This is a genomic window from Polynucleobacter sp. JS-Safj-400b-B2, from assembly GCF_018881975.1.
GTDB lineage: Bacteria > Pseudomonadota > Gammaproteobacteria > Burkholderiales > Burkholderiaceae > Polynucleobacter.
In genome coordinates this window covers 3,738-28,667 of record NZ_JACVPJ010000020.1, presented here as the reverse complement: position 1 = coordinate 28,667, position 24,930 = coordinate 3,738, and the positions used below count along the sequence as shown (strand labels likewise).

Here is a 24,930-nt window from a genome sequence, read left to right as displayed (position 1 = left end):
TAGGTTGGTGCGGCTGGCAGGAATTGAACCCACGACCCCTTGGTTCGTAGCCAAGTTAACTGTCGGTGCAATTACTTTGTTAAATCAAATGGTTGGTTGCGACTGGCTGTATCATAAAAACATCTCTGCGGTGTCGCCAAGTGTTTGATTTGTTTACCCTTGATAACGGCTATTGATACAGTAATTGCCAATCAAAAGGCTCAGCAAAAACCAAAGAGGTGAATCCATCTAATAAACCAATCAATTGCCTAGCGGGGCAATACAACTGGCGTCAAGTTTGGGTATCGCACCCTTTCTTAAAAGCCCTGCAGTGAACCGCTCCAGAAAAGTTAGATAACCGCCAAATCTCGGACCTTCACTAACCCTTGTGCTAGTATTTAGACTGCCACCCTAATGGTTTCGACTGTCAGGTGCAGAGCCTCCTCGGAGGCTCTTGCTTTTTCTGCTGCAGAAAAAGCAAATGGGAAACGTGGCCGAGCGGCTGAAGGCACCGGTCTACTAAACCGGCATATTTGTAAAAGTATCGAGGGTTCGAATCCCTCCGTTTCCGCCAAATAAAATAGTTAGTCATTTGCGGGTGTAGTTCAATGGTAGAACTTTGGCTTCCCAAGCCAATAGCGTGGGTTCGATTCCCATCGCCCGCTCCAGTTGCGTCAAATGCCGTTGTAGCTCAGTTGGTAGAGCAACGCACTCGTAACGCGTAGGTCGGAAGTTCGATTCTTCTCAACGGCACCATATAGCACAACCCACCCACACCCCCAATTTTTTTTACGCTGGAAGATGGGGATTTGAGCATTTCCAAAACGTATTTACAAAAAGACTAGCAATATAGTTTTTTGTATGTATAATTTGATATATGGAGATCACATACGACTTAGCAAAAGATGCCAAGAACATCTCTGAGCGCAGCTTGTCGTTTAGCAGGGTCGCAGATTTTGATTGGGTTAGAGCAACCTTTAGGGAGGATGCACGCAAAGATTACCCAGAGCGTAGATTCTTAGCGGTGAGCTATCTTGATGAACGTCTGCATGTCTTGTGTTTTTCAGAAACCGATTTAGGAATTCGAGTGATTAGTTTTCGCAAGGCAAATAAGAGGGAGGAAAACGCATATGAAAAAGCAATTAGCGCTGACCAATAAAGAGGGCGAAGTAAGGCTACTGTCGTCTGAAGATTTCAAGGAATTTAAATCAGCCCCTGAAATTTTACCCGCATCACTGATAAAGAAGTTAGGAGTTCGTGGCCCACAAAAGTCACCTAAAAAGGTGGTTACAACCATTCGTCTATCGCCTGATGTCATTCAAAAATTTAAGGCTACTGGCGATGGATGGCAATCTAGAGTGGATGCCGCCCTGCGCCAATTTATTAATGAGCACCCTATTACCAGATAACGGCAACACATTGTCAGAAAGTCGCTTGATGAAGATTCATATAACTAAAAAACTATTCGCAGCAATCTTGCTAATTTCGGTCTCCATAATTTCATTTGCTCAACAAGCAAATAGCTTGCAAGCTTGGCAGCGCAATGGTTTTAATTGGTATGAGTCTGGTTCGATTATTTATCGCGGACCAGTAGTGGCCATGTTTCAAGTATGCGCTCTAGATATGCAAGCCTATGTCAGCAATACCATTGCCGATAGCGTCATGGTTGCTCCAGGTACGTGCGCCTATGTAAGTGGTGTTGACTTAAGCCTGCACAATCTAAGTGGTGGCGCTATGGTAAAGCTAATGCGCTAGCGCCGCTTCGTACTTCAAAATCACCTCATTGCGCTCTGCCTCACTTATTGCACATTCTGCGGCAAAGTTGGCAAGAAACTGTTTAAAGCCGATTGCATCTGGTTCTGATAATCGGAGTGCTTGACCTCCAGCTCCAATTTCGGAGCCCTGGCCACCTGATAGCTTGGCACCGGGCTGGCGCAAGCCGTTAATATTAGTGGGCTGAGTCCCAAGACCCAAATTAGCAATAAGTTGATTGCGCTTAGCTTCAATAGCATTTTTTTCTCCTAGGGTTGATTTTTCGATTGTGTTTTGGGTTGCATCCATTTTTTGCTCTTGCGCTCTAGCCGCATCATTTGCCTTTGCTACAGCAATTTCTTGATCTTTCTTATCGACGCCGCCACGATGAATATCGCCCGCAATAAACCCTGTGCCAAAAGATAAAAATATGGCAACAATTGCGCCTAAGATTAAATTAAGCTTAGGCAATAAATCAGGGAACATAACTACCTCCTACGTTAATAAAAATAGTCACAAGGTAGCTATACGTATTCTCATGCTGACCGTAATGATTGCCAGGCAGGCTTGCCCAAATGTGTGCGCACTTGCCGATAGCCGCTTTAATTCTTCCGGCGGCAATGTCATCCATCGCATCGCACTCTAAAATCTGCTGTAAGGCAATGGCATCTTGTGAGCTTGGTGAGAAATCGGGCAAATTCAACTGCTTTTTATAAGCATCAAACCAATGCTCTAGCAGCTGGTAACGCCCTGCCGCCGTTGAGGATAAGTGGCTATTGATTTGAATTAATCTGCGTGGATGATCGGCATAGCTACCAAACAAGATGGGGGTATCTGACGTACTGCCAACTAAGACGTTATAACCATCATCCGATAAAGCCAATAAGGCTTTGCCCAGCTCAGAGATCGTCAGCATATCGAGAAATGCTTTTTGATTGGTGCTGATATTGCTCATAAACTACTCCTTAAATCATTGGCCACATCCTCGATAGAGGCATCTTGATGCGTATCGATGTAATTGAAAATCCAGCGCACGATTGCCCATGCTGGTAAGCCACAAGCAAAGGACAAGCCTAGGATGGCGGTTAAGCCAATGAAGTTGGTTACCCATTCATATAGGTGAAAGTAGCTAATGACTGCAGCTCCGCCGCAGACCGAACCAATCACTGTGCAAACCAATCCAACAATCCATTCTTTATCGGAGCGTGGCTTAGTCATGCACATCACTACAAATGCTGCCAACCCTGCGCCGCCCGCTGCCACACCGGCAGCACCGCCAATCAGCTTCCACCCCGCAAATCCTGCCACCCCAGAGCTAGTTGGTTCTGCCATCTTCATTTTGCCCATATAGAAAAACCCCGCATCAAAAAACATGGCGGGGTTTGGTTATCACTGCATTAAAAAGAAATTCTCTACGTCACCTTTAATACCTTAGCTCAAGCATCAACTGGCGCAGACGTACATCGTCTTCAACTTCGTCAATAGATATGTGATGATCTTTGAGGCTCCAAGCGCAAGTGAAAATACCTCGTACTACAGATTGTGTTCGTACCAATGCGCCAAAAATCGCCTTCATCCATCCTAGATAAGTCATACCAAATGCGTACCAGCAAACATGGGGTGATTGTTCTCTAGGGATGTAGAGCTAAAGATATGGAGCGGAATGACTACAAGAGCGTCTTCTGCGGCAGTGAAATGGTGCGGAGTCATCTTAGGTAAAATAATGACCATGCCGGGCTCTAGCTCATACTCTTTTTGTACGCTTGGCATACCCACTATAGAGGTGCCGCGCCCGGATAGAACATAAACCACCCGCGCTGTCGAGTGGATGTGATGGCTTTGCTCAGAGCTTCCTGCCGGTATGCTCAAATACTGCCAGGTAGGATCACCCAAGCGATTGGGGGCAATCAACTGCTTGGTAGAGCAGCCATTGACATACGGCAAATCAGCACCGCGCGAGTAAGTGCTTGAGCGCTCCTCTGGGGTATAACCCATAATTTGCACGCACACCAAATCAGCAACGACATAAGGCTGCCCATCCGCATCACCTACGACACAACCCACTGTGTTTTCATTAATGTACCAATAGCTCGAGTGGGGCGATGGTTTGAGCAGGCTACCCTTTGGGTAGACCCGGTATTGGTATAAATCATTGGCATCCGATTGATAAACGGCATCACCCAAGATGATGAGTTCATTAGCCTTGTGACTAAATTGGCGATTTGCTGGCATGTTCCATTCTCATAAAATCATTGTCAATGTTGAAATACTGCGCGCCTAATGGCTGCGTGATAAAGCGTAAATTGGCCTTATTGGCTAACTCAATTCCAAACACATTGGCTTTGCAACGTACCATTGCCTGTAAGCTGCCCTGCTTGAGCTTTTTAAGGTAGCGCGCATCGTGATTAAAGTCATAGATGTATTGCTTAGATACCCATTTGCCGGTCTCAAAACCATGGCCAATAAATTGATCAGTATTGGCCATAGACCACTGCTGAAACGGTGGTGGGCTATAAAAGGTGGTGTAGTTTTCCTCAAGAGCGAGCGTGTTGCGATGGGCGCTATAGGGCAACATGCGTACATAGACTGATTGCCACTTGGTAGCAAAATTAATCCACCAGAAAAAATGGTATGGCGTTTCAATGGCAATCGGGGCATTGGCACATAAACGCAGGAGCATTTCTAAAAAGGCTTGTGCGTACTGGCTACTGCTACCGCCTACCCTAGCAATAAAAAATGCTAATAGCGTTTCATACATACTGACAAGCGGTTTAAAAAGCGCCTCAAACCCATAGGCCACTTCAAACACTTGCGCTACTTGCGAGCCAAAGAGCTGATCCGCATTCTCACCACTAACAAAAAGATAGTGGGGATTGCCCAGGTAATACGGAAAACGAAAAGAAGATACGCATTCAAAATGAGTAAGAACGTGATCATGGTAAAAATCGGGGTTCTCTAAAATACTTGCCTCGGAGAGTAATACCGTAATGCGCTGCAGTTCATTACTTCTAGCCACCTTTAAAAAGGCGCATAGCACCAGCGTTGAGTCAATCCCGCCGCTATACATCACTGCTATCCGCCTATTTTGCGAGAGCGCCTGATCAAGTAATGCGCGCGCCCTAGCATCGCAGATCGCCTCAAATTCATGACTGGAATCTAACTCGGGCAAGGCCAGAAAATCCAATGGCGCTACTGCGACTGGCACTGAAAACGTCCCGGTGCGATCAAGCACTGTAATGTTGCTCGAAAATAAGTCGTAATACGTGGCAAAGGCCCAAGAGCCTGGGGTGGTGACTTTTTTAGTGCTCAGCTTAAAAAGGTCGTAGCTGTTGTAGTAAATCAGCCCCGGGCAACTTTCCTTAGTTTCCTTAGCCCCCTTGCCTTCTTTAAAGTTAAAGGCTGGCGTATTTATCAATCTGCGCCCCTAGCGTTTCCATCAGTGGTTTTAATTGCTCTAAATGCTCTACCGCCAAAATAGCTTTTTGGTGCGCTAGGCGCATGTTCTCAATTTCAGCCATGCGACCCTTGGCATCTTCGTATTTAAACTGGATGCGCCGCGCTGCTACCTCGATAGAGATTCCCTCAATCTTGGCATAACCGGATACATATAAATACCGACCCGTTAGGTCTTGTGAAAGGTTCTGCTCAATGACGTGCATCGCCTCAAGATATTTTTGCTCGTAAATAAGGTTACCAACGCCAATGCGGGTAAAAAGCATCTGCACCGTGTCATTGAGCGTATCGAGCGCAGCCACCTGTTGATTAAGAAGCAGATATTGATTAAATTGGGACGCATCAAACTGGGTATCCCCAACCCACGCAGTTACGCCATCACGGCGCCAGAGGCAAGCAAAATTGAGATCAAGCTCAAATTGATGGTCATCTGCCGAATTAAAGCGACAGTCTGCCACCAGATTGAATCCTGTTAAAGCGTTAACTGAACGTAGGTGGTTTGAAACAGCTACCAATCGATGCTCGTGCGCCGTTAATAGGCAATATGACCCTCTAAGATTTTTGGAGTTGGCAATGCGATATAGCGGTGCTACAAAATGCTGCGCGCTTTGATAGGACAGCATTTGCAGATCAAACGGATTCATGAGGATTTCTTTATGAGGCTGACGGTATGATGGATTGGGCTACAGGAATGGTGACGACGCCGGTGGCCAAATAGTCGGCAATTCGCGCGCTTAAATGATCGAGGATGGCTGGGAAGTTTGCCAAGTCGCTATACACGGATTTGGGAACCATTGAGGTGATTTTGACAAAATCTGGCGCTGGCGGCGGTTTCACATTGGCCAGCAGGCATGTAATCATCACCCCATCAGCTCCAATTGCATCAATATTGACTGGGTTGATTGGCGGATAAAATCTCACCTGGACTACGCCCTGCAAAGCCTTTACTTGCGTTGCTAATGCGCGCACATTCGGATCATCAATTACAGGCGAGTTGGCGGTCATACGTTTTCCTTAACGGTGGTTTTTTCAAAGACCGAATTTGTTTCATTCGTGCCGTCAATTTCTTTCATGACGGGCGCTTCAGTAGCTATATGAATAGGAATGACTTTTTTGGACTTTTCCTTATGCTCCATGCAAGTACCCCAAATATCTTGGCGCTCTTTAGGAAGGTGATCGCCATAAATCATTTTTGGGATGTACCCAGTCATCTTTTCAAATGCCAAAGCAAAGAGGGCAATCGCATCGGAATAGGCGTTATCGCAACTGGCTTGCCAATATTTGCCAGACAGGAACATACAAGATCCCTTGCAAATATGCAGTACAGGGCAGTCATTACAATGCGCCCTCTTAGACCAATGGGTTGCCGTTTTAATTTGCACTTGCTCTATTGTTTCAATAGAGCCGCCCAAATGAGAGACGCCGCTAGGGCTTTGATCAATCGCACTGACATTCTGACAGGTAATCACATTGCCGCGTAAATCAAAGCTAATCACATCCTCTTGGTCCATTCCACACTTTTGACCAACCGTGCGTGCATTTCTTTGGGATAGAACATCGCCAGTGAACTGATCAATCTTTTGTAAAATACCGCCAAAACCAATTTGACCAGCACTGGCGTAAATATCATTAAAGGCAGTACGGCGAAATTCAAAATGCGCTGCTTTGGTTTGCAGTGATTGAGCCAAACCATCACCATCATAGGCATCGACTATTGAGCCCTCACCTAAAGGCACGCTGGGATCACCGGTAAAGGTGACAAACCAATCATAAATAGCTTTGCGACTAATGTTGCTGCCATTTAGCATGGCATTAAAGCTAATGCGCCCCAATGGTCGTAACATCCGGTACAGCCCAAGCACAATAGCTTTCTTTGCTCCATCCTCAAAGGGATCGGGGCCTCGCACGGGTTGACCGGGGCCATCGTGACTAATAGAGACGCTAAAGCCCATGGCATAAAGCCACGCGCAAATATCTGGGGTGAGCAATGAACCATTGGTGATGATTGAAAACTGAGGCTTGATGCTCCAGTCTTCAAACTTTTGCGCGATGGCATGCGCTAAGGGCTTGAGCGTTTTCCAGTACACCAAAGGCTCGCCACCCCAAAACTCGACCTTTAAGCCCTTTTCTTGCGAGAACTCCAAGCCGCCAAACATCTGCATGAATCGCCCAATATCCTTGGCATTGGTTTCTTTGGGCCGCTCGACTGATTTTTGTGAACAGTAGTCACAAGCGTAGTTACACGATAGACCCAGCTGAATTTTAACTACCCGCACATGGCGAGACTTCGTTAACGGATGGTGCTCATCGAACCCTTGATTGGCATTGCGAGCGGTATGGCCACAACTTTTTTGCATATCAGGATAACGATATTGACTGCCATCTTCGCAGTGCAATGCATTCGTTTGGTTATCGTAGAAAAAACGCTTCTCATCACCGAGCTTTTTCTCGGCGAGAATTTCAAAAATCATGGAGTATTCCAGTTTGGGTTAAGAATGCATCGACCGCTTTAGCTTGCCTAGCCGCAGTTGCAGTTACAGTCGCAATTGCAATCGCAGTTGTAGCTAGTTGCAGCCGTATTGCAGTTGTAGGTACACGCGCAATTGCAGTTGTTTTGCAACCAGGCGCGAGTGTCGCAGTTGGCGCAGTTCACTGCGCCACTGATCGTGCAGTTATTACACTGAATATTTCCGCAGTTGCAATTACTGGTGCAGTTGCCGTTATTGCAGTTGCCATCGGCATTGCGCTGATACCATGCTTTGCCGTAATACCCACCCATGTTTTCAGTAGCAGGTTGCTGTCCCGCTTTAGTATTGCCTTGAATCCATGCAAGTGAAATCGAAAAGGCAGCCGCTTGCCCCATCTCCATACTAAAGGTAGATAGGCTAATTTGCCCAGATGCCGGAAGTGTCATGCTGCCATTACCTCTTTGGACAAGCTATCTACCCTGGCGTCTAATTCTTTGATGGCTTCAATTAAGAGCGCAGTTAATCGCTCGTAGCGCACGGTGAGGTATTTGGCATCAATAGGCGCTGGCGCCACCGCTTCTGGCAAGACGGATTGGACTTGCTGCGCTGATACACCGACTTCGCGCACCTTTTTGTATCCGAGCGATTGCGCTGCCTTATTCGCTTCGTAGTAAAAACCTGAGAGCTGCTTTACCTTACCCAGCGCATCTTCAATATACCCAAGGCGGGTCTTTAGGCGATCATCCGAGTAATACGCTGTAATATTCCCAGTGGCAGTCATTTGCCCATTAATAGCCAATCCTGCAAAAGTGGGTGTGTTGCCAGTACCCAAGCTTTGATTAATCGTATAGGCAGTAATGTTATAGGCCGTACCGCTAACATTAATGCCCCAGGTGCCAGAAGCGCCACCGCCAATTGGCGTAGGAGGCGTGTATCCCAAAGCACCAACAACATCAGAGAGGGCTAATGCCACCGCTCCAGTACGCCCAAAAACCGAGCTCACTGGCGCAGCTGGGAAGGCAATCGCAGCCAAACTAATCCCCGTGATTTGCCCTTTGCTATTACTGGTAACTACCGGCACTTGCGTACTACTACCAGCGGTGCCAGGATTGGCGTTTACATTTGGCAAAGTTAATGCAATGGAAATGTTTTGGCTGCCATCAAAGTTACCGGTGCCAGCCACATCGCCAGAAAATGCAATGGCTCTTGCAATGGCTAATTTAACAGCGGTAGCCGCGCAAATATTGTAAATGGCGGCCATGGCAGACCAAACCGTCCCGCTAAACTTCTCCCAGTAGCCATTAGCGCTATTCCAGCGCAGCGCATTGGTCGGCACATTGATGGGTGAGCTAGTTGCTGGATCAAGCCCTTTAGATAAATCCGCATTAATGGCATTGATTTCTGAAGGGATTGAGGTGTACAGATCCGATGACTGCGGTTTTGAAAAATCAGAGCTAGTCATCATTGGTCTTCATTTTTTTAGATTTCATTTGTCTCTTCAGAACCCTTTGGCTGACCAAGAGACGGGGCCAGAGACACGAACTCCACTGGCATTAAAAAGGAATACTTGGAAATTAGTTGGGTCGGCAACACCACTAAAGGCATACACCGCATTTAGCGGGGTAGATCCTTGTGGCGTAACAGAAATACTGGTCACATCAATAAATGGCACATTAAAGTTCACATTGGTGCCGTTGACATCAAGAGCGTTTGCAGTCACAGACCCGGCATCATCCTTAAGCTGAACGCTTAGCTTAATTTCCAAAGCGGTCATTTCTACTAAGGATTTATCGTCAGGTGAGACGGCTGTAATGCAGGCTTTAACCCATCGAAAATTTGTCAAATAAATCTGCGACGTATTTGGGTAGTCAGTCCAAGGCCCTGCTGCGCTGGTATTGCTGCAACTGATCATTACTGAAGTAGTCGGGTTTCCAGCGATCGCCGTGATAGTCGGAGTCACAATCACGTTGACTGCTGGCAAAGTAGAACCATAGTCAATCACTTCTTCGTAATACCCAGAGATTAAGGCAGGCTGCGCATAAATGGGGTAGCCTGCATTGACTTGGTCATTTGGAGTATTCCAGGTGTTGCCAGAAAAGTGCTGCGCCCATGTTTGACTAGTATTGACCGGCATAGTGATACCCAGCCCATCTTCAGACGTTGCATTTACTAAGGCGCCACCAAAGGTGCTAAAAATATCCGAATGCAAAACGTAGTTTGGTGGCGCGCTAACGACAGCGGTAATTTGACCGGGTTGGCCAACATTACCAGCACTATCAACACCGGCAATCCAGTAGGTGTATGCGCCTGCAGCCGTTTCAAAGATAGTGGTAAATAATCCAGATTTGTTGCCAATAAGCTCCGCACCTGCAAAGGTACTGCCCTTATAGATTTGATATGTTGTGATCGGCAAAGACTGGGTAGCATCCGTCCAGTAAAGCAGCACATTGTTATCAATGACCTGATTGGTCACTATCGGCTTACTAGGAGCGCTTACTACGATTTGGGTATTGGTATAAGGACCTGTATTGCCAGCGCTATCAACACCGGCAACCCAAAAGGTGCGGCTACCGCTAAATTGCGCTTGGCTTTGGTATTGCGTGGTGTAAGCCAAGGACAGGCTTGTCAGATTTAAAGCATTCGGACCAGTAGCGATAATGTAATGATCAATTGGGAACATGCTTGCTGGCACGCCCCATGACAAAACATAATTTTGCCCAGACAAACTTGCCGATAAAACGACTGCCGATGGTGCAACTGCGCCAAAAGTGGCAATTTCCACATCAATCGATTCGTTTAAAAAGCTATTGCGCGCTTTAATCATCCAGCTGTAATTGGCTGCCAACAACGCCGGTACGGTTGTACTTGTACCATTAAAAAATCCCAAAGAAACCGCGCTATCCCAGCTGACGCCCTCTCTGATTTCATAGTCATAGAGCATCGGGTCGGCAATGTCATTCCAAGAAAGCAATACACCGTTGCCGGTCACCGTGGCGCTAAGTCCCGTTGCATCATTGGGATAGATCGGTGCTGGCTGCGTGACGGTATAGCTAAGCGAAGCTACCCCAGAGGAAATTCCTAAGGACGAGACAGCGCAGATGCTAAAGGCATATACATCGCCCACTTTGACATTGGCAATATCTAAGCTTTGGCCGCTTTGCGTTAACTGAATCGTCTGCCCGCAATTAATGCTATAGGTAATATTGTAGTAATTAGCGCTACCAGACCACGACAAGGTAAGCGTCAAGCCTGCAACTCCGACACTAATCACGTACCAAGAGCTGATCGCAGATAGTCCGCTAGGCGCAGCAGGAATGGTATGAATCGAGCTAACTGATGGAGTCGTTAGGTTATAACCATCTTCAACATATCCATATTTGCTAGGATTGTGAGCTACCGCACTAATCTCCAGCACATTTCCATCGGAAACTTCAGCAACTGATATTACGCGCCAAAGCTCTGGCTCAATATCCGTTTGAGAAATTAAGTACAGCGCATTATCAGTTGGAACGGCTGCGACAGTATTGGCTAGGGTAATAAAGTTACCCTGCGCAGAACTAGAGCTTGAAACAATTGCATCGGAAAAGATGGTGCCATCTGGCATCATGATCTGAATATTAGGAGATGAACCCGCCTCAATGACGTAAGAACTATCTACTGTGATCGTCTTAAAATCGGCAGAAATTCCGAGCACCCTGCCACCCATGCGCGCACCGCTTCGCACTGGATCGCTTGTCTGAATGATGGCCCCAGGATAGCAATACACCGCATCCATGCCAGCTCTAAAAGAAATCGTCTCAGACTCTAGTTTTTCTGAATACAGCAACCACCTACCCAAGCGATGAGCCTGCCCTCTTGAAGTGCAGCCGATAGCCGTAATCGATGTTGGGATAACGCCATACTGAGCAACATCAAGATCGTTTTGTACATACTCGACGTTATCTTGATACCAGTTATTCGGATCTTTATAGCTCACCAAGCAAACGGTATGCATGGCTTTTGAGCTGGCACCTTGATAATTAAATGCGCCATCAATCACATTGGCGGTGGTAAATAATTGAATAGGATCGCTTGGCGCATCCTGCACAATCGATACTGCGCCTGATGCCCAATACGTAATAGAGCGAAAAATTGACGCTAAATCCTGTATCGCCTTATAGGCTTCTTTTTCTGAGGTAATGTACAAATTACAGCTAAAACGTGGCTCTTGCCCGCCGTATCCGTCAGGCACTAGCTCATCGCAATATTGGGCGATGGTATAAAGCTGCCATTTATCAACCAAATTAGCAGGCAAGTAATTGCCAAGCCCGTAGCGGCCATTGGTCAGTAAGTCATAAAAGCACCATGCTGGATTGTCTGACCAGGCCAATTTAAATGTGCCATCCCACACTCCAGCATACATTCTTGCAATTGGATCGTAATTGCTAGGGATATTAATAATCATCCCTTTTAGGTCGTAAGCCCTTGTAGGTATTGCGGAAAACTGCCTAGCATCAATTGAAATTCCTGCAATCGCCGTATGGCGATATTCCAATTTGGTAGAAATAATCGATGTATATTCATCAAACCAAATTTGCGACTGAGAATAGGTGTTCAGATCATCGCCAGATAGACGCGTAACACGGATATCCCAAGGGCCGCTGCCCGATACAGCAATTAAATAGTCACGGGTATATTTGCTTGTCGTCTTGCCGTTAAACGAATCTGAAATGGCACGCACAAACCCGCCGCCATTTGTTTGAATATCAATCGCAAATGAGACGCTATTGCCATTCACATTTCCATTGCTGGTGTTGGTACTCGTTAATGCAGGCGTACTGATCGTGATACGGATGTGATCCACATTGGCCTGAGTCACCGTTCTGACAATAGGGGTCGCCTGCCAAACTTGAACTCCCACGGATGTCGTCGCCTCAATATTGCCAGCATCCCCTGAGATTGCGGATGAGGCATGTTGATTGGATGCTAAATCGCCTGTCGTGTATCCAAAAGTAGCGTTGTTAAAGTTGTAGGTGCCATCCAGATTTTGCAGCGGAACCTTGTCAAAATAAATTGACTGAGCGCCATTCACTAACCCATCAATAGGGCCTTCTGATAAAGCGTCTAAAACGGTTGCATATTGAGTTGACCTAAGGGTGTTTGGAGCTTCAGTAGCGCCAGCGCCAGAAGTAACGCCGCCGCCACCTCCACCGCCAAAGCCACTAATGCCACCAATGTTAGGTGTAGCTTTAGGTGTAACTTTAGGCGTGGATTGAGTGAGGTCCTGAGGCATTAATATTGCCCCTTATAGTTCACGGTATTGGTCAGCACAACGGCCAAGTTGGCAATAGGAATATCGGCAGAGCTTACAGAGGCTGATACCACTTGTGAGCCAACAATCATTCGCCCATATAGGATGGGTACTGGGTTACCTTGACTGGTGTTATTGACCGGCCCATTAAAGCCATAGTTTCTGGAGTCTTGCTGTTGCCCTGGGGTCTGAGAGAGTAATTTTGATATGCCGCCTAGCATCAAGGCCGCTCCAAAGGCAAGGGTTGCTCCAGCCATGAGCGACGCCGTTCCTGCGCTGACACCAAAACCACCAAAAACCCCACCTGCTACATCGGTCACCATGCCGTCCGCACCGATAATGGCTGAATCTGCAGCAAAGGCGCCTGGTATATAAAATGACGCAACTACTAAGGCGGCACCAATTAAGATTTGGCCCACACCATTTCCCGCACCAGAGATAACAGGAATAAATGCAATCTCATGGGCTGGAAGCAATAACTCTTCTTTTGTGTTGATAAGGTGCTTGTTAACGGCAATTTTGTAGCGCCTGCCCTGCTTTGCAAATTCATGTCTAAACGCTGGGAAATTGGCGCTAAGAGCGCGAATTGCATCAAATGAATCACAAACATCTAAGACGTGCTTCTTCCCGAACATCTTGCCAAGATGCCCGTAAAGTTTGATCGTTTTCATAATTTAGATTGAGGTTTTTATTTGACTTTGATGGCGTACTACAATGCGGGCAGCTCTTTGCCAACCGCCGCCAAATACATCGCGGCTCGATAGTCTGCCTGCGCAATGCTGCAATATTTGATTTGACCCAAGATAGATTGCGCCATGATTAATTACGGGACTACCTACTTGCATGAGCACAATGTCATGCTCTTTCATTTGCGCAATCGGCACCTCAATAAATCCTGCTTTTTCAAAATTTTGCACATACAAGTTCTGATTTTTTAGCCACCACTGCGCCTCACGGTCAAAGTCAAGCAATTCAATGCTCAATTTTTCTTTGTAATAGTCACGGATTAGGCAATAGCAATCTAAGACCCCATGAAAAAACTCTCTGCCGATTAATGGCGCCACGTAGCCTGTGGGCTCAAATTCGTAGATTGCGCCTGTAGGCCAATTCACAATCACCCACGGAATGCTTGACAATTCGCATGAAACTTTATCGCCCTCACTTGGCATCGGGGAAATATTGGGGTGCGAATGCACGATGCGGACTATCTCCCCACAATCTTCCGCTAGGGTGTAATCTTGCGGGTCAATAATGAAATGATCTAAGACGTTATCAGCAATGTTCTTACAGGCAAAGTAAGACTGTTTTCCATTCTTGATAACAACTAGGCCACAAGCTTCTTTGGGATACTCTTTTTGCGCATGAGCACAAATGGCTGCAATCGTGCGCTTGCTAAGTTTCATAAAATGAGTTCATCAATTTAACCCCGAGCCTGGGAAGCCGCCATACGGTAAGATTGCCGAGCTTCCAAATCGTAACTTGCAATCACTTAAGCATTTGCCGCAACTATCCACTGTAGGATCGCTCGTAGGGTTGCCATTGGCATCTGCAACGGGGCCGCCCGTGTATCCACAATCGGCGCCGCGGTACGTCCAAGTGCAGCAGTTTTGAATAAATTGCCTAGCTGGAACCTTCACACCCACCAAATCTAGCGCAGATGCCAACTCAAAACTCATGATTTGTCCGTTTTCAGCGCTTTTGCGATCGACAAACCATATTTCACTAGGCAACGCTTGTGATGAATCAGCTTGCGCATTGCCGCCTTGAAAATTATCCGCATCCAAATACCGCGCAAAGGTTCGAATTCGCGTGAGCTTACAGGATCTAAACCCGCCGTATTGACGCGCCAATGCCCCCATGTATCCGCCAATATTAGAGACAGTTAATACCGGCCTTGGCAACGCACCAGTAGCGCTTTTTTTAAATCCTGTTGCCGTTATTGGGAATCGGCTATAAGTTTGCCCGATCCAAACAATATTGCCTTGCAGTTGATTGGTGCCAGCATGGAAATATAAAATTGATCCGCCCTGCGGGGTTAAATCCAACTGAAATAGCTCGATCATCGCCGATGGACTTAGCGATTGGATTTCTGCGGTAATACTCATGTTGGGCGGTTAAATTCCAAATTGCTGGATAAAAGTCGCGGACACATCATTAACACCGCCAGGCAATTGTCTTAATTGCCATTGCTTGCAAAGCCATAAGCATTGCGCGCTACCTGGAGGCGTCCAAGTAAATTTAAGATATCCACCCTGAGCTATTAAAAAAGCGTCAATAGCCTGCGCAATTGCCAATGTCTGGCCCTTGAACTGAAGCGACCAAGTGGCAGGCTGAAAGTTAATTCCCTTTGGCGAGTTTTGCTCGTAGCCATCCCCAAATTTAGCGCTATAAACACTTGGCTTGGTAGATTTGGAGGCCTGCGTGGGTGACCATATAAATTGATCTGCGCTCATTGATTTAGACTCATCTTAGCCAGCCAAAAGGCCGCCTGGCCTCATCTGATCCATGATGTGCTTTTGCACCATCGCACCAATTTGCGTGCCAAGATCACTCATATTTCCAGCGCCACCAGTAGAGCTTGCTTGACCATTGGAATTAATCACCACATTGACATCGCCGTTCATTTGATTGCCACTTGATGACGATGCGCCGCTAATGGCTTGGCGCACTTGATGATTTGGAACGACCGTGCCACTGGAATTAGGAATAAAGATTTCGGGGCCAAGCTCACCAACAAGAGATGCTGAGCCACCAGTCATTCCGCCGCCAGAGGCATGGCCGGGCAACATACTAGAAATTGCTCCAAACATGCCGCCTGTCCCGCCACTACCAACGCCACCACCAGCTAAAGCCATAATGTTGCCAAAAAATTGCTGTGAAGCAACCTTAATCATCATGTCAATAATAGAAACGCCTAACGCTTTGAAGTTGATCTTGCCTGTTTCACAAAATTTTGCCAATGCATCCGAGGCTGTAGTAAATGCCCCCGACATCACGCTCTTAATTTGAGCTGCGGAGTTGGTGGCTCCCTCGGTAATCGAGTTGTAACCCTCTTTAAGCCCCGCATCAGCAGAGCGGTCGTATGTGTAGCGCTCTGTATTAATACCTTGCAAATGCCCAGAGTAGTTTTGTGAAACCTGAGTGGCTTTTGCAATGGCATCGGACTTATCTTTTTCTGATAAAGAACTATCTTTAAGAAGTGTATTGATGCGCTCTTGCAGCTTTAACTGCTCAGCATATGCAATCGTCAAATTTTGCGCTTCAAGAGTTCCAAGACCTCTTAATTTAATTTCTTGCGCCGCAAACTCTAATTTGGCCTGGTCATCTGCCCGCTGCTTTTCTGTATCGTTATTAAATTTAATTAGATCGTTATAGGATTTACGCTTTTGGGTTAAGACATCTAATGCGCTAGCAGCGCTAATGTAGGCATCTTTCTGATTGGCGGTTAACGCCGAGCGGTTTTCCAATGTTCGCTGGGCATCTGAGAATTTTCCAAACTCAAGCTCAAAGCGCGCCATCGCTTCTTTTGAAGCATCGATTCCGCCTTTATATTCACTCCAGTGATCAATACCCCATTGCAAAGCCTCTTTTTGCCCGCCCATATCCGACATGGCTTTAGTAAATGGGTCTGTTTTATAAGTCTTGCCATCGCCAGTATTAACCGGATCAAAGCTTGGGGATTTTTTAGCTGCCGCCTTAGCCGCGGCATCATCGGCGGCTTGGCGGGCGGCGGCTCTAGCGGCAATGTCATCGGCAATCGATTTGCCTGGCACATTATTTGCGCCCAATTTCACTTTTTGAGAGGAGTTGAGCCTATCTAATGCAGATTCGGTTTTACTAACAGCCCATGCGATACCGTCAAAAATCGGCTTTAAAAAGTCTGATATTGAAGTCCACGCACTAACTAAGCCTTCTTTAACTTTATCCCAAACAGCACCAATCCAGTTTCCTAAACTGGCTGTAGTGTCTCCCAGGGTAATCAGCTTATCTTGAAACAACCAAGCAGCAGCGATCGTTGCTGTAATCGCAACAGCAAGTGCAGTAAATGGATTGGTAAGCAGCGCCGCTGTAAAGCGGTTGACTGCGCCAGTAAGCACTCCAAAAATACCAACGCCTGTAGCGCCCGCAAGCCCCATACTAGCGGCCATAATATTAATGGCTGCTGTAGCGCCATTGATTGCCATAGGTAGAATTTTGACAACACCAATAAATGAGACAACCCCCACGGTTAACTCAGGCAAGATGGTCATCATGCGCTCTAGGGCGGGTGTGATGGACTCCATGGCGGTAAATTTCCATGAATTCATCGAACGCGCAAGTTTTAGCCATCCTTGCTCAAGCCGAAGGGCCGCCTCCGCTTGTTTATCGGTAATACGGCCATTTAGATCGCCGCGCTCGGCTAATTCTTGCAAGAACGGGATCATTTGAGCACCCTTCTTGCCAAATAACTCCATGGCGAGTCCTGTTTTGGCTGCTCCCGATTCCATAGCGCTAAAGCGCTTGGCAACATCCATCATGACATCTTCAGTAGGTCTTAAATGCCCAGTCATATCTAGAGCAGATACGCCCACTTTTTTAAAGGAAGCCTCTGCCGCCTTATTGCCGCCTTGTGCAGACCACATCACCTTATCTAGCTTTGCAACCATCAGGCCGACAGCGTCCATATCCATGCCCACCACCTTGGCGGTAGCTGACATTGCCGATAAGGCAGAAACAGAAACACCCGTAGACTCTGATAGATGCTTCATTTGAGCGGCGGTCTCAATTGAGCCCTTAATCATGCCAACAAATGCGCCAGCACCGGCGATCACGCCAAGAGAGCCCAAGGAAGTACCAAGCCCCTTGATGGCGCCTTCTAAAAGTTGCACATGTGCATTAGCAGCGGTAAATGCGGCCTCCATGGACTTGCCGGATTTTTCAGCTAAATAAGCCGCCTTTTCCATAGCGGATTGAAACTTAACCAAATCGGCATTCAGTTCAATATTCAGTCCGGCTAGTGCCATATTTATTTCTCGCTAATACGAAGCATTGCTATTGTGGGCAATGGCGCTGTGCAAGCGCCTTCATGTAGATGTACATCTTGAATTGGGAAACAGTCATGCCATTTTCAAGAGTGACAGGCTCTAAATCATTGGGCACATCACCTCTTGAAAATATCAAGAAGTCTTTGTAATTCCATGGTTCTGGTTTTTTATCGCTATCGCGCTTTAAGTTTGCCAAGAGCGCAGAATTGCACGCCGAAATCATGTCAAGCATAGGAGTGCCGTAGGGCTCGATTTCATAAAACCGAATCCAATCAACCCATTCGGAGGCGTATAAAGTAGCCTCCAGCTCTCGAACAGATCTACCAAGAGCGAGCGCTAGGCGATGCTTTGCCTTTTGCTCCCCAGTTAGTTTCCCAGCTGGGCCCCATACCCATTAATCTTTAAAACAGCGGCGGCCAAAGACTCAACAGCAGCATTAGCTGCGCCTGAAAACAAGGGAATGTCCTGCGCAGTAAAAATGGGCTCGCCATCCTTCTTGGTAGACTTGACAACCAAGCCATATCCAAAAAGCTTGCCGCGCAAGGCAACATCCTTTTCCAAATCAATGCTTTTGCGAACTTCCGACACTTCGCCCTCAGTCAACTCGACAATATCTACCTGGCCAACGCCAAGCAAGTTAAATGTTTCGGTCTTTGGCTTTGCTGCATTAAAGAACATCGCCGCCAATGAAGTGCCTTTAATTGGCTTAGTCATTTTTTCCTCTTTGAATTAAATTGATTGATGAGTGATTTGAGATTAATTAATAAGTGATGCTGGCTTGACTACCCCAGTTCACCGCCACTGGACCAGAAATGCGCAACGTAGCCAAAAGCTCAATCTTGCCGTTCACTTTAGCGTCAGGAGATTCACATTTGACAACGTAAGCATAAAAAGTAAACGTAATGGGATTGGCCAACTGAGCGCCGACTGTGTATTGGTAAATGGATAGGCTTTTATTAGCCTTCTCAGTAAAAAGTTGCTGTTGATACTTGCCACCAAAAAAGTTAGCGGTAATGTCAATCGATCCCGAATCTTCCAATCCCAACACAAATTCTTTGGCGATCGATTGCAAGTGGGTCACATCAATTTCATCAACCTTTTGGCCGGATGGCTTAATATCCGTGCATTCCTCAATTTGGTTCCAAGTAGTAATGGCTGCAGCTGCGGTAACAATTGAAGCAGCTGTTAACGGGGATGCTGGAGTAGCAACGCCGCCCCATGCGATTGTTGAATTTTGACTGCGTAGTGCATTGCTCATAGCGATCTCCAAATAAAAAAACCGCCAACACAAATGCATGGGCGGCGTTAAAAAATTCCCCAATTGGGGTTTACTGGTTAATTAAACGAATTTAGTTATCAAACAAGATGGACATGTCGAGCATCATTCGATGCAAGCGTGTGTCCGCCTCAAAACTGGCCATCTGATTGACTAATATTGCGTTGACACTCTGATAGAGCCCCTCAATAACGGCCTCTGATAGGCTATTAACTATCACCTTATCGGGTGAATACACATCAATTTGATAGCGCAGCGGCACCAATCCAGATTGCCCAGTCAAGGTATAGCCGCCCTCTTGCAAAGAAACTAGGCTATAAATGACATAGGTTGTGTCATCGGATTCTGCGGCCACGTCAGGGCGTATAGCGATACCTGTTAATGCTGGAATAGCCTTAAGCAATATGAGCAAGGCGCTATCAAAGATCATCATCTGTATTTATCAGCCTTACTTGCCAACCTTCAAACTGGTTAAATCTTTCAATTTCTCGGTCAATGATTCTTTAAATCGGTCAACTGCCACCTGCTGTTGCGATTCAAATGCAGGCCGTAAAAATGGTGTCGCTTTCATCTTTGAAGTGCCAAACTCAATAAACTTCCAAAAGAAGGTTTGCCTTTGATTTTTAAAGGCAATGATGGTTTGCGCGCCATGTTGATCTTGCTTAACGCGTTTGCGAACTAGGTTTTTCTCTAACCAGCCCGGCTCGACCACCTGCGCCACTGAGGTAAGTCCCATGGTCTTGGCCATCAGACGATCTTTTGCCATGGTGTAGAGTCGATACGGAGCAATAGCACGAATAATATTCTTTTGCGCCTCTTTAACGATCGGGTAAGACGCGGCAACTAAAGCGCCTTGCAAAGCTTGATTGGCAATCTTAGGTGATAAGGTCAGCAATTCATCCTGCAGCTCTTTTAGGCCAGTCACCTTGCATTCAATCATGATCGCTTCCCATTATTAGCCCTCATTAAGCACCCCCACCATCATCAGCGCCTTGAGTGCAAAGCAAATCCATATAAAGACGATGTGTCATGTCAGGCATGACGTCATTAATATCGTAGATCACCCCATCATGATTGACACGCATCCCCGGATTAATGCCGCGGCGCCAACGAATCCGAATACGGGCATTGGCAATACTGACCTCCTTATTGCCAGCGATGGTTTCTTTGCCAGTTTCATACTTAATACCAGCCCACACGACGCACACCGGAGTCCAAATCCGCATGATCTGCCCGGCAGCATTACTTTGGGAACTATCTAACTGCTCAATGGCAATGCGGTAACGAAGCGAACCACTATTCATGCAAAGCTCGGAAGGGCATTGGCTGCCTGCAACAAGCCGTCTGTATATGAGCTTGGCATTTGCGCAAACAGCTTGGCGTCATTGGAAAATAAATCACGCTGCGTGTACGCCCAGCCAATTGCCAAAAGCATCCACTGCGCTACAGTAGGCAGATAGGATGCAAACTCTTGCTGGGTATATCCAGCAGTGAGCATAATTTTTACTGCATCACCTGGTGGATTACTCAAAACCGGAAAACTTGGGGCAATAATTTTCACTTGATTGGTATCAATGAGCGTCCTAAATCCCGTTAAGGCCATTAATTGCCCTGAATCGTCAAGATAATGAATGGCATCGACTGAACGCGCATTGGGCGCACTAAGTACAATCGGCGGGTAAATTCCCGCTGTTATCCGCGGAAAATCACCAATCGTATAGATCACCTGAGCTTTGCGTAAAACAGAGTGCGTCAAAGCTTCAGCATGGGCCCTTGCTCCGGGAATAATGATGGATGATAAATTCCAGTCATCCTCATCTGTATCTAGGCGCAGATGATTTTTAACATCCTCCAAAGCCAATGGCTCTGAGGTGTCAAGATAGGCGACCAATTGCATATTTATTTGGCACTTTTGCCGGTGAGTGCTTTAATTTCTGAGTTCGCCTCGGACACTACCTCGGACTCCACTTTTTCAATGGCCACTTTTCCAGATTGGACGATTTTGTCAAAAGTGGATATCTCTATTGCCTCTTTTGCCAAGCCACGCTCGATGAGCGCCTTTGCAGCCTCTTCGCCTAGGTTAATTTTTTCGCCCAAGTTATAAGGAAGCGCGTTACGTATAAATTCAACGATCATTTTGTTCTCCGTGAACATGTAAAACCCCCGCGGCAATATTCATTGCTGCGGGGGCGAACTTCGATAAATGCATTAGATAAATGCGTTCGATCAATGCGTTACATCAACGCATTTTTTAGTGCCGCTGTTGCAACTCTAAAATGACAGACTTACCACTGAACGCCAACCAACACAGAAGCGCCCAATGGATGACGCAAGGCAAAGTCGTGCTCAGCAATCACGCGAATACCAGTAACGTCTTGCTGAAACATCGATTGCATAGTGCCAGACACAGGGTCAACCCATGTGCCATCCTGACTCATGGCTACACTCAGATTTAAGGTGTCGCCAATAACCATTTGGCGGGCATCTACAAAGTAGACTTCAGATAAACCAGCGGCATTAGCCAATGGGGTATTTGTTGACCCAGTCGCAGTAGCGATATTGTCTGGAATATTGTTGGTTACCGCTACGTTATATCCCAGCAATGTCCCTTCAAGCTCCAAGCTTGGGAACACAGGCAATCCCAAGTTATTGGTTAATCCGCATAAATATTGATGTGAAGCAGCAGACATAACAAAATACGAAGTTGCTTTAGAGACCGGCACATTTGCAGCGCGCACTCTAGCAACTAATTTAGTTAAATCTTGGCGAATGGCTTGCGCAATTAAGCCGCCATCAGTAAGTGCGGAGATATTGCTTGCAGACAGCAAATTGGCAGCTGCGATGGCGTTGGCAATACCTAAAATAGTATTGTTGGTGCCAGAACCACGAATCATTGCTGCATCTTGGGTGTAGGCCAATGTGCTACCGATGTCATCCAAAATCACTGCCGTCACATTTGGGCTAATCCCAGCCAAGCGGATCAAGTCATTTGAAATTGGGGCCAAGCAAGTGAGCTTTTTAGCAGAGAGCTTAATGTTATCAAAGCCGGGCGTACCAACGCTTGCGGCACTATCTAATGCGCCATAGGAAGCAGTAGCGCCACTAGCGATACGTGGCAAAGTGAGGTTGCCGTTAGGCATTGGCAAAACCACTGGATTCATTGCGCGAATCACCGATTGAGGAGTCAAGCGCTCAATCAGGGTCTCAGACAACACAGATGGAATCAGCACATTGCCGCCGCCAGTAGAAGAGGTATTCAAAGTAGCTGCAACTTCCGTGCCAATATCTCCGCCCATTTCATTAGCAGTTTTAATAGCGCGATCAATATTTCCATTGCCTTGATACAAGGCACCCAAGAAACCAGCTAAGACAGCCTCCTTATGCGCCTTAGTTGCCACTTGTTTAGCTTGCGCTGGCACTGTGCTTGAGGCAGCTGGCGCAGGTTTTGCGGTCTCAACTGCCACCGCAAATGAAGCGGACATAGCGGCAGCCTTTTGCGCGCGATCAATTTGACTGGTAATGCTTGCTACTTGCGCTTCAATACCTTCAAACTCAGCAACTTCGGCATCGGTCAAAGCCTCAACCTTGTTAGCCAATTGAACCGCACGATCTGACAGGGCTGCGCGTTCGCCTTTTAACAATTGAATCTTAGACATGTAAAACTCCTCGCATTTAAAAAGGGGAATAAAAAAAGCCACCCAGAAGGTGGCTTGGTTTTTGCTTGGCGAACGCCAATGCAAACTAAGTGGGATTGCTCCCGAATTTTTTAGAACTTCATTTTTAGCGCCTTAGCGCGCAACTTCAAATTATTTTGAGATTGAATTTCTGGGGTCTGGTTCTCAATGCGTAAAAATTGCGGCATATTGCTTGCCGCCGCCATGACTACTGATTTCAGGGCATGCTGTGGATCTTCATAGGTATCAGCAAGGCCAGCGGCAATAGCGTGTGCGCCTTTATATAACCCAGCTTGCGTATTAATAACAGCCTGCGGGTCAAGCCCCCTATTGGTGGCTACAAAATTGACAAATGCCTGATAACTACTGTCGACCATTTGATTTAGCATCGCTAAAGAGCGATCATCCAATGGGGCATTTGGAGTCATGTTGTTTTTATTGTCACCACGGAACACGGTAGTAATGCTAATTCCCGCATTTTCATTTGCCTTGGAGTAATCAACGTGCTCGGCAATGACTCCAATTGAACCCACACCGCCAGTTTGACTGATCGAGATAGTATCGCAAGCACTGGCAATCAGGTAGGCGGCAGAGTAAGCGCTGTAATTCACAATGGCAGTAGTTGGCTTGGTTGATGCTGCAACCTTAGATGCACACTCAAAAGCGCCAGTAACCGCCCCACCCCCAGAATCAATATCAAATACGATCTGGGATACGCAATCATCCGCAAGAGCAGCGGCTAATTGCTGATTGATCGACTCATAACTTGTCATGGTTTGGCATAAATTAACGCTATTTGCGCGCGGAACTAATGGCCCATGAACGCTAATCACCGCCACACCATTGGCGACTTGATAGCCTTCATCGCCACCATCATCGTCATCCCCAATATCCGCATCTAATGCTACTGCGGCTAATTGAGCGCCCAATCCCAAATGAGTATTAGCAAATCGAACTGCTAAAGACATTAAGTCCTGGCTCATCATCATGGGCTGATTAAAGATTTGCCCCAAAAGATGCGGGTATCGTTTAGTTTGTTTGTGCGTTTTTGCCATTAGTTGCTTTCTGCTCCGTGGATTGATTCAGAATGTCATTTTTTGCCATCATGTTTAGTGGCTCTAAATAGCGATCACCACCGGCTATTGGCGGTAAATTTTCAGCATGACGGGCATCATTTGGACTCAAAAATCCCCAGGCAATACCAACCGAGTAAGACGAATAGCGCGCAGCAGTATCGCCACGCAATAAATCCTTGGTGTCATAGCGGATAGTTAAGCCGCTCAATCGCTCGCCTGGCGTTAAAAAATCCCTCTCCATTGCCTCTTCATGCCGGCGAAGCCAAGGCATCAGGGTGTTGTTAAGGAAATTAAGGCTTTCTTGCTCAATATTTGCTTTGGTTGAGCCTGACATTTCACCCAGCATATGTAATGGGATGCCGTAAATTCGAGCAATATCGGATACGCCATACTTCCTTGATTCGATAATTTGCGCATCCGCATTGGTCATGGACATTTGCTTAAAATCCATACCCTCTTGCAGTAATGCGGTTTTATTTGCATTGCTCGCGCCAGAATAGGCATCATTCCAAGCGCCTAAAACCGCCTTGACGGCTTCTTGAGATAATCCCGGCTTATTCTCAGGCCTTGTAAGCACGCCACCTAAATTGGTGCCATTTTTAAACGTTTTCCCCGCATGGCGCTCGGTTGCCATAGCTATGCCCAATGGGTCGGCGTGCAACATGACTGGAGATAACCCAACAAAGGGATTTTCACTATTGCCCCAGCGTACATGATGGATGTCTTCCCAACTAAATACGCCATCGATGCCATCAACTGGAGACATCGTCACGCGGTAATACGGCAAATGATTTTCTGGATTAATTAGCACGATCACCCGATCGGGATTGATCGGCATCAGCCAGACTAAGCGCCCACGATTGTCATACATCTTTACTGCATAGGCATTACCACGAAGGCCAAGACTAATTTGCTTAAATTCGTTAAAAGTTTGCGGG

The 24,930-nt window shown here is 46.7% G+C and carries 31 protein-coding genes and 3 tRNA genes; 6 read left to right on the top strand and 28 right to left on the bottom strand.

Annotated elements, in window-relative coordinates; all coding sequences use genetic code 11:
* Positions 1-463 precede the first annotated feature (463 nt).
* The 6 genes from ICN48_RS13075 (at position 464) to ICN48_RS13050 (ending at position 1,734) form a co-directional block, all read left to right on the top strand.
* Positions 464-553 (top strand) — tRNA-Ser (locus ICN48_RS13075).
* A gap of 20 nt (positions 554-573) precedes the next feature.
* Positions 574-647 (top strand) — tRNA-Gly (locus ICN48_RS13070).
* Between the two features lie 12 nt (positions 648-659).
* A tRNA-Thr gene (locus ICN48_RS13065) sits at positions 660-735 on the top strand.
* A gap of 121 nt (positions 736-856) precedes the next feature.
* Positions 857-1,138 (top strand): BrnT family toxin, encoded by a 282-nt coding sequence (locus ICN48_RS13060; protein WP_216154121.1) that lies wholly within the window; start codon positions 857-859, stop codon positions 1,136-1,138.
* Positions 1,110-1,388 (top strand): BrnA antitoxin family protein, encoded by a 279-nt coding sequence (locus tag ICN48_RS13055; RefSeq protein ID WP_216154120.1) that lies wholly within the window; start codon positions 1,110-1,112, stop codon positions 1,386-1,388. Before ICN48_RS13060 ends, ICN48_RS13055 begins: the two co-directional genes overlap by 29 nt.
* Positions 1,366-1,734 carry a hypothetical protein gene (locus tag ICN48_RS13050; protein WP_216154119.1) on the top strand — a complete coding sequence of 123 codons (369 nt, stop codon included), beginning with the start codon at positions 1,366-1,368 and terminating at the stop codon, positions 1,732-1,734. Before ICN48_RS13055 ends, ICN48_RS13050 begins: the two co-directional genes overlap by 23 nt.
* On the opposite strand, the gene ICN48_RS13045 is transcribed toward ICN48_RS13050, so the two are convergent.
* From ICN48_RS13045 to ICN48_RS12910, 28 genes are all read right to left on the bottom strand, one after another.
* Entirely contained in the window at positions 1,723-2,217 is a 495-nt protein-coding gene (locus ICN48_RS13045; RefSeq protein WP_216154118.1) for a hypothetical protein, read from the bottom strand. The two genes, ICN48_RS13050 and ICN48_RS13045, sit on opposite strands and share 12 nt — an antisense overlap.
* A complete protein-coding gene (locus ICN48_RS13040) occupies positions 2,207-2,686 on the bottom strand; it encodes a glycoside hydrolase family 104 protein (RefSeq protein WP_216154117.1) in 480 nt (159 codons plus the stop codon). The genes ICN48_RS13045 and ICN48_RS13040 overlap by 11 nt, the downstream gene beginning before the upstream one ends.
* Entirely contained in the window at positions 2,683-3,069 is a 387-nt protein-coding gene (locus tag ICN48_RS13035) for a hypothetical protein (protein ID WP_255539575.1), read from the bottom strand. The genes ICN48_RS13040 and ICN48_RS13035 overlap by 4 nt, the downstream gene beginning before the upstream one ends.
* 85 nt (positions 3,070-3,154) lie before the next feature.
* The gene (locus ICN48_RS13030; protein WP_216154116.1) at positions 3,155-3,325 is read right to left on the bottom strand and encodes a hypothetical protein; all 171 of its coding nucleotides are present in this window, start codon (positions 3,323-3,325) and stop codon (positions 3,155-3,157) included.
* A complete protein-coding gene (locus ICN48_RS13025) occupies positions 3,322-3,963 on the bottom strand; it encodes a cupin domain-containing protein (protein ID WP_216154115.1) in 642 nt (213 codons plus the stop codon). Before ICN48_RS13025 ends, ICN48_RS13030 begins: the two co-directional genes overlap by 4 nt.
* Positions 3,941-5,146 (bottom strand): hypothetical protein, encoded by a 1,206-nt coding sequence (locus ICN48_RS13020; protein ID WP_216154114.1) that lies wholly within the window; start codon positions 5,144-5,146, stop codon positions 3,941-3,943. Before ICN48_RS13020 ends, ICN48_RS13025 begins: the two co-directional genes overlap by 23 nt.
* Positions 5,124-5,828: a hypothetical protein gene (locus ICN48_RS13015; protein ID WP_216154113.1), complete on the bottom strand. Its 705-nt coding sequence runs from the start codon at positions 5,826-5,828 to the stop codon at positions 5,124-5,126. Before ICN48_RS13015 ends, ICN48_RS13020 begins: the two co-directional genes overlap by 23 nt.
* Before the next feature lie 10 nt (positions 5,829-5,838).
* On the bottom strand, positions 5,839-6,189 hold the full coding sequence (locus ICN48_RS13010; protein WP_216154112.1) for a hypothetical protein: 351 nt from the start codon (positions 6,187-6,189) through the stop codon (positions 5,839-5,841).
* Complete coding sequence (locus tag ICN48_RS13005) at positions 6,186-7,655, bottom strand: radical SAM/SPASM domain-containing protein (protein ID WP_216154111.1); 1,470 nt, start codon at positions 7,653-7,655, stop codon at positions 6,186-6,188. The genes ICN48_RS13010 and ICN48_RS13005 overlap by 4 nt, the downstream gene beginning before the upstream one ends.
* Positions 7,656-7,702: 47 nt before the next feature.
* Positions 7,703-8,098, bottom strand: coding sequence for a hypothetical protein (locus tag ICN48_RS13000; RefSeq protein WP_216154110.1), 396 nt, complete (start codon positions 8,096-8,098; stop codon positions 7,703-7,705).
* Positions 8,095-9,117 (bottom strand): tail fiber domain-containing protein, encoded by a 1,023-nt coding sequence (locus ICN48_RS12995; protein WP_216154109.1) that lies wholly within the window; start codon positions 9,115-9,117, stop codon positions 8,095-8,097. Before ICN48_RS12995 ends, ICN48_RS13000 begins: the two co-directional genes overlap by 4 nt.
* 33 nt (positions 9,118-9,150) lie before the next feature.
* A complete protein-coding gene (locus ICN48_RS12990; protein WP_216154108.1) occupies positions 9,151-12,924 on the bottom strand; it encodes a host specificity protein J in 3,774 nt (1,257 codons plus the stop codon).
* A complete protein-coding gene (locus tag ICN48_RS12985) occupies positions 12,924-13,613 on the bottom strand; it encodes a hypothetical protein (protein WP_216154107.1) in 690 nt (229 codons plus the stop codon). Before ICN48_RS12985 ends, ICN48_RS12990 begins: the two co-directional genes overlap by 1 nt.
* Positions 13,614-13,616: 3 nt before the next feature.
* Positions 13,617-14,345 carry a C40 family peptidase gene (locus ICN48_RS12980; protein ID WP_216154106.1) on the bottom strand — a complete coding sequence of 243 codons (729 nt, stop codon included), beginning with the start codon at positions 14,343-14,345 and terminating at the stop codon, positions 13,617-13,619.
* Positions 14,346-14,357: 12 nt separating this feature from the next.
* The gene (locus ICN48_RS12975) at positions 14,358-15,047 is read right to left on the bottom strand and encodes a phage minor tail protein L (protein ID WP_216154105.1); all 690 of its coding nucleotides are present in this window, start codon (positions 15,045-15,047) and stop codon (positions 14,358-14,360) included.
* Positions 15,048-15,056: 9 nt separating this feature from the next.
* The gene (locus ICN48_RS12970) at positions 15,057-15,395 is read right to left on the bottom strand and encodes a phage tail protein (RefSeq protein WP_216154104.1); all 339 of its coding nucleotides are present in this window, start codon (positions 15,393-15,395) and stop codon (positions 15,057-15,059) included.
* 15 nt (positions 15,396-15,410) lie between these two features.
* Positions 15,411-17,945: a phage tail tape measure C-terminal domain-containing protein gene (locus ICN48_RS12965; protein ID WP_216154103.1), complete on the bottom strand. Its 2,535-nt coding sequence runs from the start codon at positions 17,943-17,945 to the stop codon at positions 15,411-15,413.
* A gap of 28 nt (positions 17,946-17,973) precedes the next feature.
* Entirely contained in the window at positions 17,974-18,198 is a 225-nt protein-coding gene (locus ICN48_RS12960; RefSeq protein ID WP_216154102.1) for a hypothetical protein, read from the bottom strand.
* Between the two features lie 134 nt (positions 18,199-18,332).
* The gene (locus tag ICN48_RS12955; protein ID WP_216154101.1) at positions 18,333-18,680 is read right to left on the bottom strand and encodes a hypothetical protein; all 348 of its coding nucleotides are present in this window, start codon (positions 18,678-18,680) and stop codon (positions 18,333-18,335) included.
* Positions 18,681-18,726: 46 nt separating this feature from the next.
* A complete protein-coding gene (locus tag ICN48_RS12950) occupies positions 18,727-19,224 on the bottom strand; it encodes a phage tail tube protein (protein WP_216154100.1) in 498 nt (165 codons plus the stop codon).
* Between the two features lie 91 nt (positions 19,225-19,315).
* Complete coding sequence (locus ICN48_RS12945; RefSeq protein ID WP_216154099.1) at positions 19,316-19,675, bottom strand: hypothetical protein; 360 nt, start codon at positions 19,673-19,675, stop codon at positions 19,316-19,318.
* Positions 19,676-19,690: 15 nt separating this feature from the next.
* On the bottom strand, positions 19,691-20,182 hold the full coding sequence (locus ICN48_RS12940) for an HK97-gp10 family putative phage morphogenesis protein (protein WP_216154098.1): 492 nt from the start codon (positions 20,180-20,182) through the stop codon (positions 19,691-19,693).
* Positions 20,183-20,207: 25 nt separating this feature from the next.
* Positions 20,208-20,546: a phage head closure protein gene (locus tag ICN48_RS12935; protein ID WP_216154097.1), complete on the bottom strand. Its 339-nt coding sequence runs from the start codon at positions 20,544-20,546 to the stop codon at positions 20,208-20,210.
* Entirely contained in the window at positions 20,543-21,139 is a 597-nt protein-coding gene (locus ICN48_RS12930) for a hypothetical protein (protein WP_216154096.1), read from the bottom strand. The genes ICN48_RS12935 and ICN48_RS12930 overlap by 4 nt, the downstream gene beginning before the upstream one ends.
* A 2-nt stretch (positions 21,140-21,141) precedes the next feature.
* Entirely contained in the window at positions 21,142-21,378 is a 237-nt protein-coding gene (locus ICN48_RS12925) for a hypothetical protein (RefSeq protein ID WP_216154095.1), read from the bottom strand.
* A gap of 149 nt (positions 21,379-21,527) precedes the next feature.
* Positions 21,528-22,898 carry a phage major capsid protein gene (locus tag ICN48_RS12920; protein WP_216154094.1) on the bottom strand — a complete coding sequence of 457 codons (1,371 nt, stop codon included), beginning with the start codon at positions 22,896-22,898 and terminating at the stop codon, positions 21,528-21,530.
* Between the two features lie 110 nt (positions 22,899-23,008).
* Positions 23,009-23,905 (bottom strand): S49 family peptidase, encoded by an 897-nt coding sequence (locus ICN48_RS12915; protein ID WP_216154093.1) that lies wholly within the window; start codon positions 23,903-23,905, stop codon positions 23,009-23,011.
* A 40-nt stretch (positions 23,906-23,945) separates the two neighbouring features.
* The coding region (locus tag ICN48_RS12910) for a phage portal protein (protein ID WP_216154092.1) at positions 23,946-24,930 on the bottom strand (985 nt) is incomplete at its 5' end.

Excerpts from the sequence above, each read along its gene's own strand:
- ICN48_RS13060 (WP_216154121.1), top strand. The coding sequence starts at position 857 with ATGGAGATCACATACGACTTAGCAAAAGATGCCAAGAACATCTCTGAG.
- ICN48_RS13055 (WP_216154120.1), top strand. The coding sequence starts at position 1,110 with ATGAAAAAGCAATTAGCGCTGACCAATAAAGAGGGCGAAGTAAGGCTA.
- ICN48_RS13050 (WP_216154119.1), top strand. The coding sequence starts at position 1,366 with ATGAGCACCCTATTACCAGATAACGGCAACACATTGTCAGAAAGTCGC.
- ICN48_RS13045 (WP_216154118.1), bottom strand. The coding sequence starts at position 2,217 with ATGTTCCCTGATTTATTGCCTAAGCTTAATTTAATCTTAGGCGCAATT.
- ICN48_RS13040 (WP_216154117.1), bottom strand. The coding sequence starts at position 2,686 with ATGAGCAATATCAGCACCAATCAAAAAGCATTTCTCGATATGCTGACG.
- ICN48_RS13035 (WP_255539575.1), bottom strand. The coding sequence starts at position 3,069 with ATGAAGATGGCAGAACCAACTAGCTCTGGGGTGGCAGGATTTGCGGGG.
- ICN48_RS13030 (WP_216154116.1), bottom strand. The coding sequence starts at position 3,325 with ATGACTTATCTAGGATGGATGAAGGCGATTTTTGGCGCATTGGTACGA.
- ICN48_RS13025 (WP_216154115.1), bottom strand. The coding sequence starts at position 3,963 with ATGCCAGCAAATCGCCAATTTAGTCACAAGGCTAATGAACTCATCATC.
- ICN48_RS13015 (WP_216154113.1), bottom strand. The coding sequence starts at position 5,828 with ATGAATCCGTTTGATCTGCAAATGCTGTCCTATCAAAGCGCGCAGCAT.
- ICN48_RS13010 (WP_216154112.1), bottom strand. The coding sequence starts at position 6,189 with ATGACCGCCAACTCGCCTGTAATTGATGATCCGAATGTGCGCGCATTA.
- ICN48_RS13005 (WP_216154111.1), bottom strand. The coding sequence starts at position 7,655 with ATGATTTTTGAAATTCTCGCCGAGAAAAAGCTCGGTGATGAGAAGCGT.
- ICN48_RS13000 (WP_216154110.1), bottom strand. The coding sequence starts at position 8,098 with ATGACACTTCCGGCATCTGGGCAAATTAGCCTATCTACCTTTAGTATG.
- ICN48_RS12995 (WP_216154109.1), bottom strand. The coding sequence starts at position 9,117 with ATGATGACTAGCTCTGATTTTTCAAAACCGCAGTCATCGGATCTGTAC.
- ICN48_RS12990 (WP_216154108.1), bottom strand. The coding sequence starts at position 12,924 with ATGCCTCAGGACCTCACTCAATCCACGCCTAAAGTTACACCTAAAGCT.
- ICN48_RS12985 (WP_216154107.1), bottom strand. The coding sequence starts at position 13,613 with ATGAAAACGATCAAACTTTACGGGCATCTTGGCAAGATGTTCGGGAAG.
- ICN48_RS12980 (WP_216154106.1), bottom strand. The coding sequence starts at position 14,345 with ATGAAACTTAGCAAGCGCACGATTGCAGCCATTTGTGCTCATGCGCAA.
- ICN48_RS12975 (WP_216154105.1), bottom strand. The coding sequence starts at position 15,047 with ATGAGTATTACCGCAGAAATCCAATCGCTAAGTCCATCGGCGATGATC.
- ICN48_RS12970 (WP_216154104.1), bottom strand. The coding sequence starts at position 15,395 with ATGAGCGCAGATCAATTTATATGGTCACCCACGCAGGCCTCCAAATCT.
- ICN48_RS12965 (WP_216154103.1), bottom strand. The coding sequence starts at position 17,945 with ATGGCACTAGCCGGACTGAATATTGAACTGAATGCCGATTTGGTTAAG.
- ICN48_RS12960 (WP_216154102.1), bottom strand. The coding sequence starts at position 18,198 with ATGCTTGACATGATTTCGGCGTGCAATTCTGCGCTCTTGGCAAACTTA.
- ICN48_RS12955 (WP_216154101.1), bottom strand. The coding sequence starts at position 18,680 with ATGACTAAGCCAATTAAAGGCACTTCATTGGCGGCGATGTTCTTTAAT.
- ICN48_RS12950 (WP_216154100.1), bottom strand. The coding sequence starts at position 19,224 with ATGAGCAATGCACTACGCAGTCAAAATTCAACAATCGCATGGGGCGGC.
- ICN48_RS12945 (WP_216154099.1), bottom strand. The coding sequence starts at position 19,675 with ATGATGATCTTTGATAGCGCCTTGCTCATATTGCTTAAGGCTATTCCA.
- ICN48_RS12940 (WP_216154098.1), bottom strand. The coding sequence starts at position 20,182 with ATGATTGAATGCAAGGTGACTGGCCTAAAAGAGCTGCAGGATGAATTG.
- ICN48_RS12935 (WP_216154097.1), bottom strand. The coding sequence starts at position 20,546 with ATGAATAGTGGTTCGCTTCGTTACCGCATTGCCATTGAGCAGTTAGAT.
- ICN48_RS12930 (WP_216154096.1), bottom strand. The coding sequence starts at position 21,139 with ATGCAATTGGTCGCCTATCTTGACACCTCAGAGCCATTGGCTTTGGAG.
- ICN48_RS12925 (WP_216154095.1), bottom strand. The coding sequence starts at position 21,378 with ATGATCGTTGAATTTATACGTAACGCGCTTCCTTATAACTTGGGCGAA.
- ICN48_RS12920 (WP_216154094.1), bottom strand. The coding sequence starts at position 22,898 with ATGTCTAAGATTCAATTGTTAAAAGGCGAACGCGCAGCCCTGTCAGAT.
- ICN48_RS12915 (WP_216154093.1), bottom strand. The coding sequence starts at position 23,905 with ATGATGATGAGCCAGGACTTAATGTCTTTAGCAGTTCGATTTGCTAAT.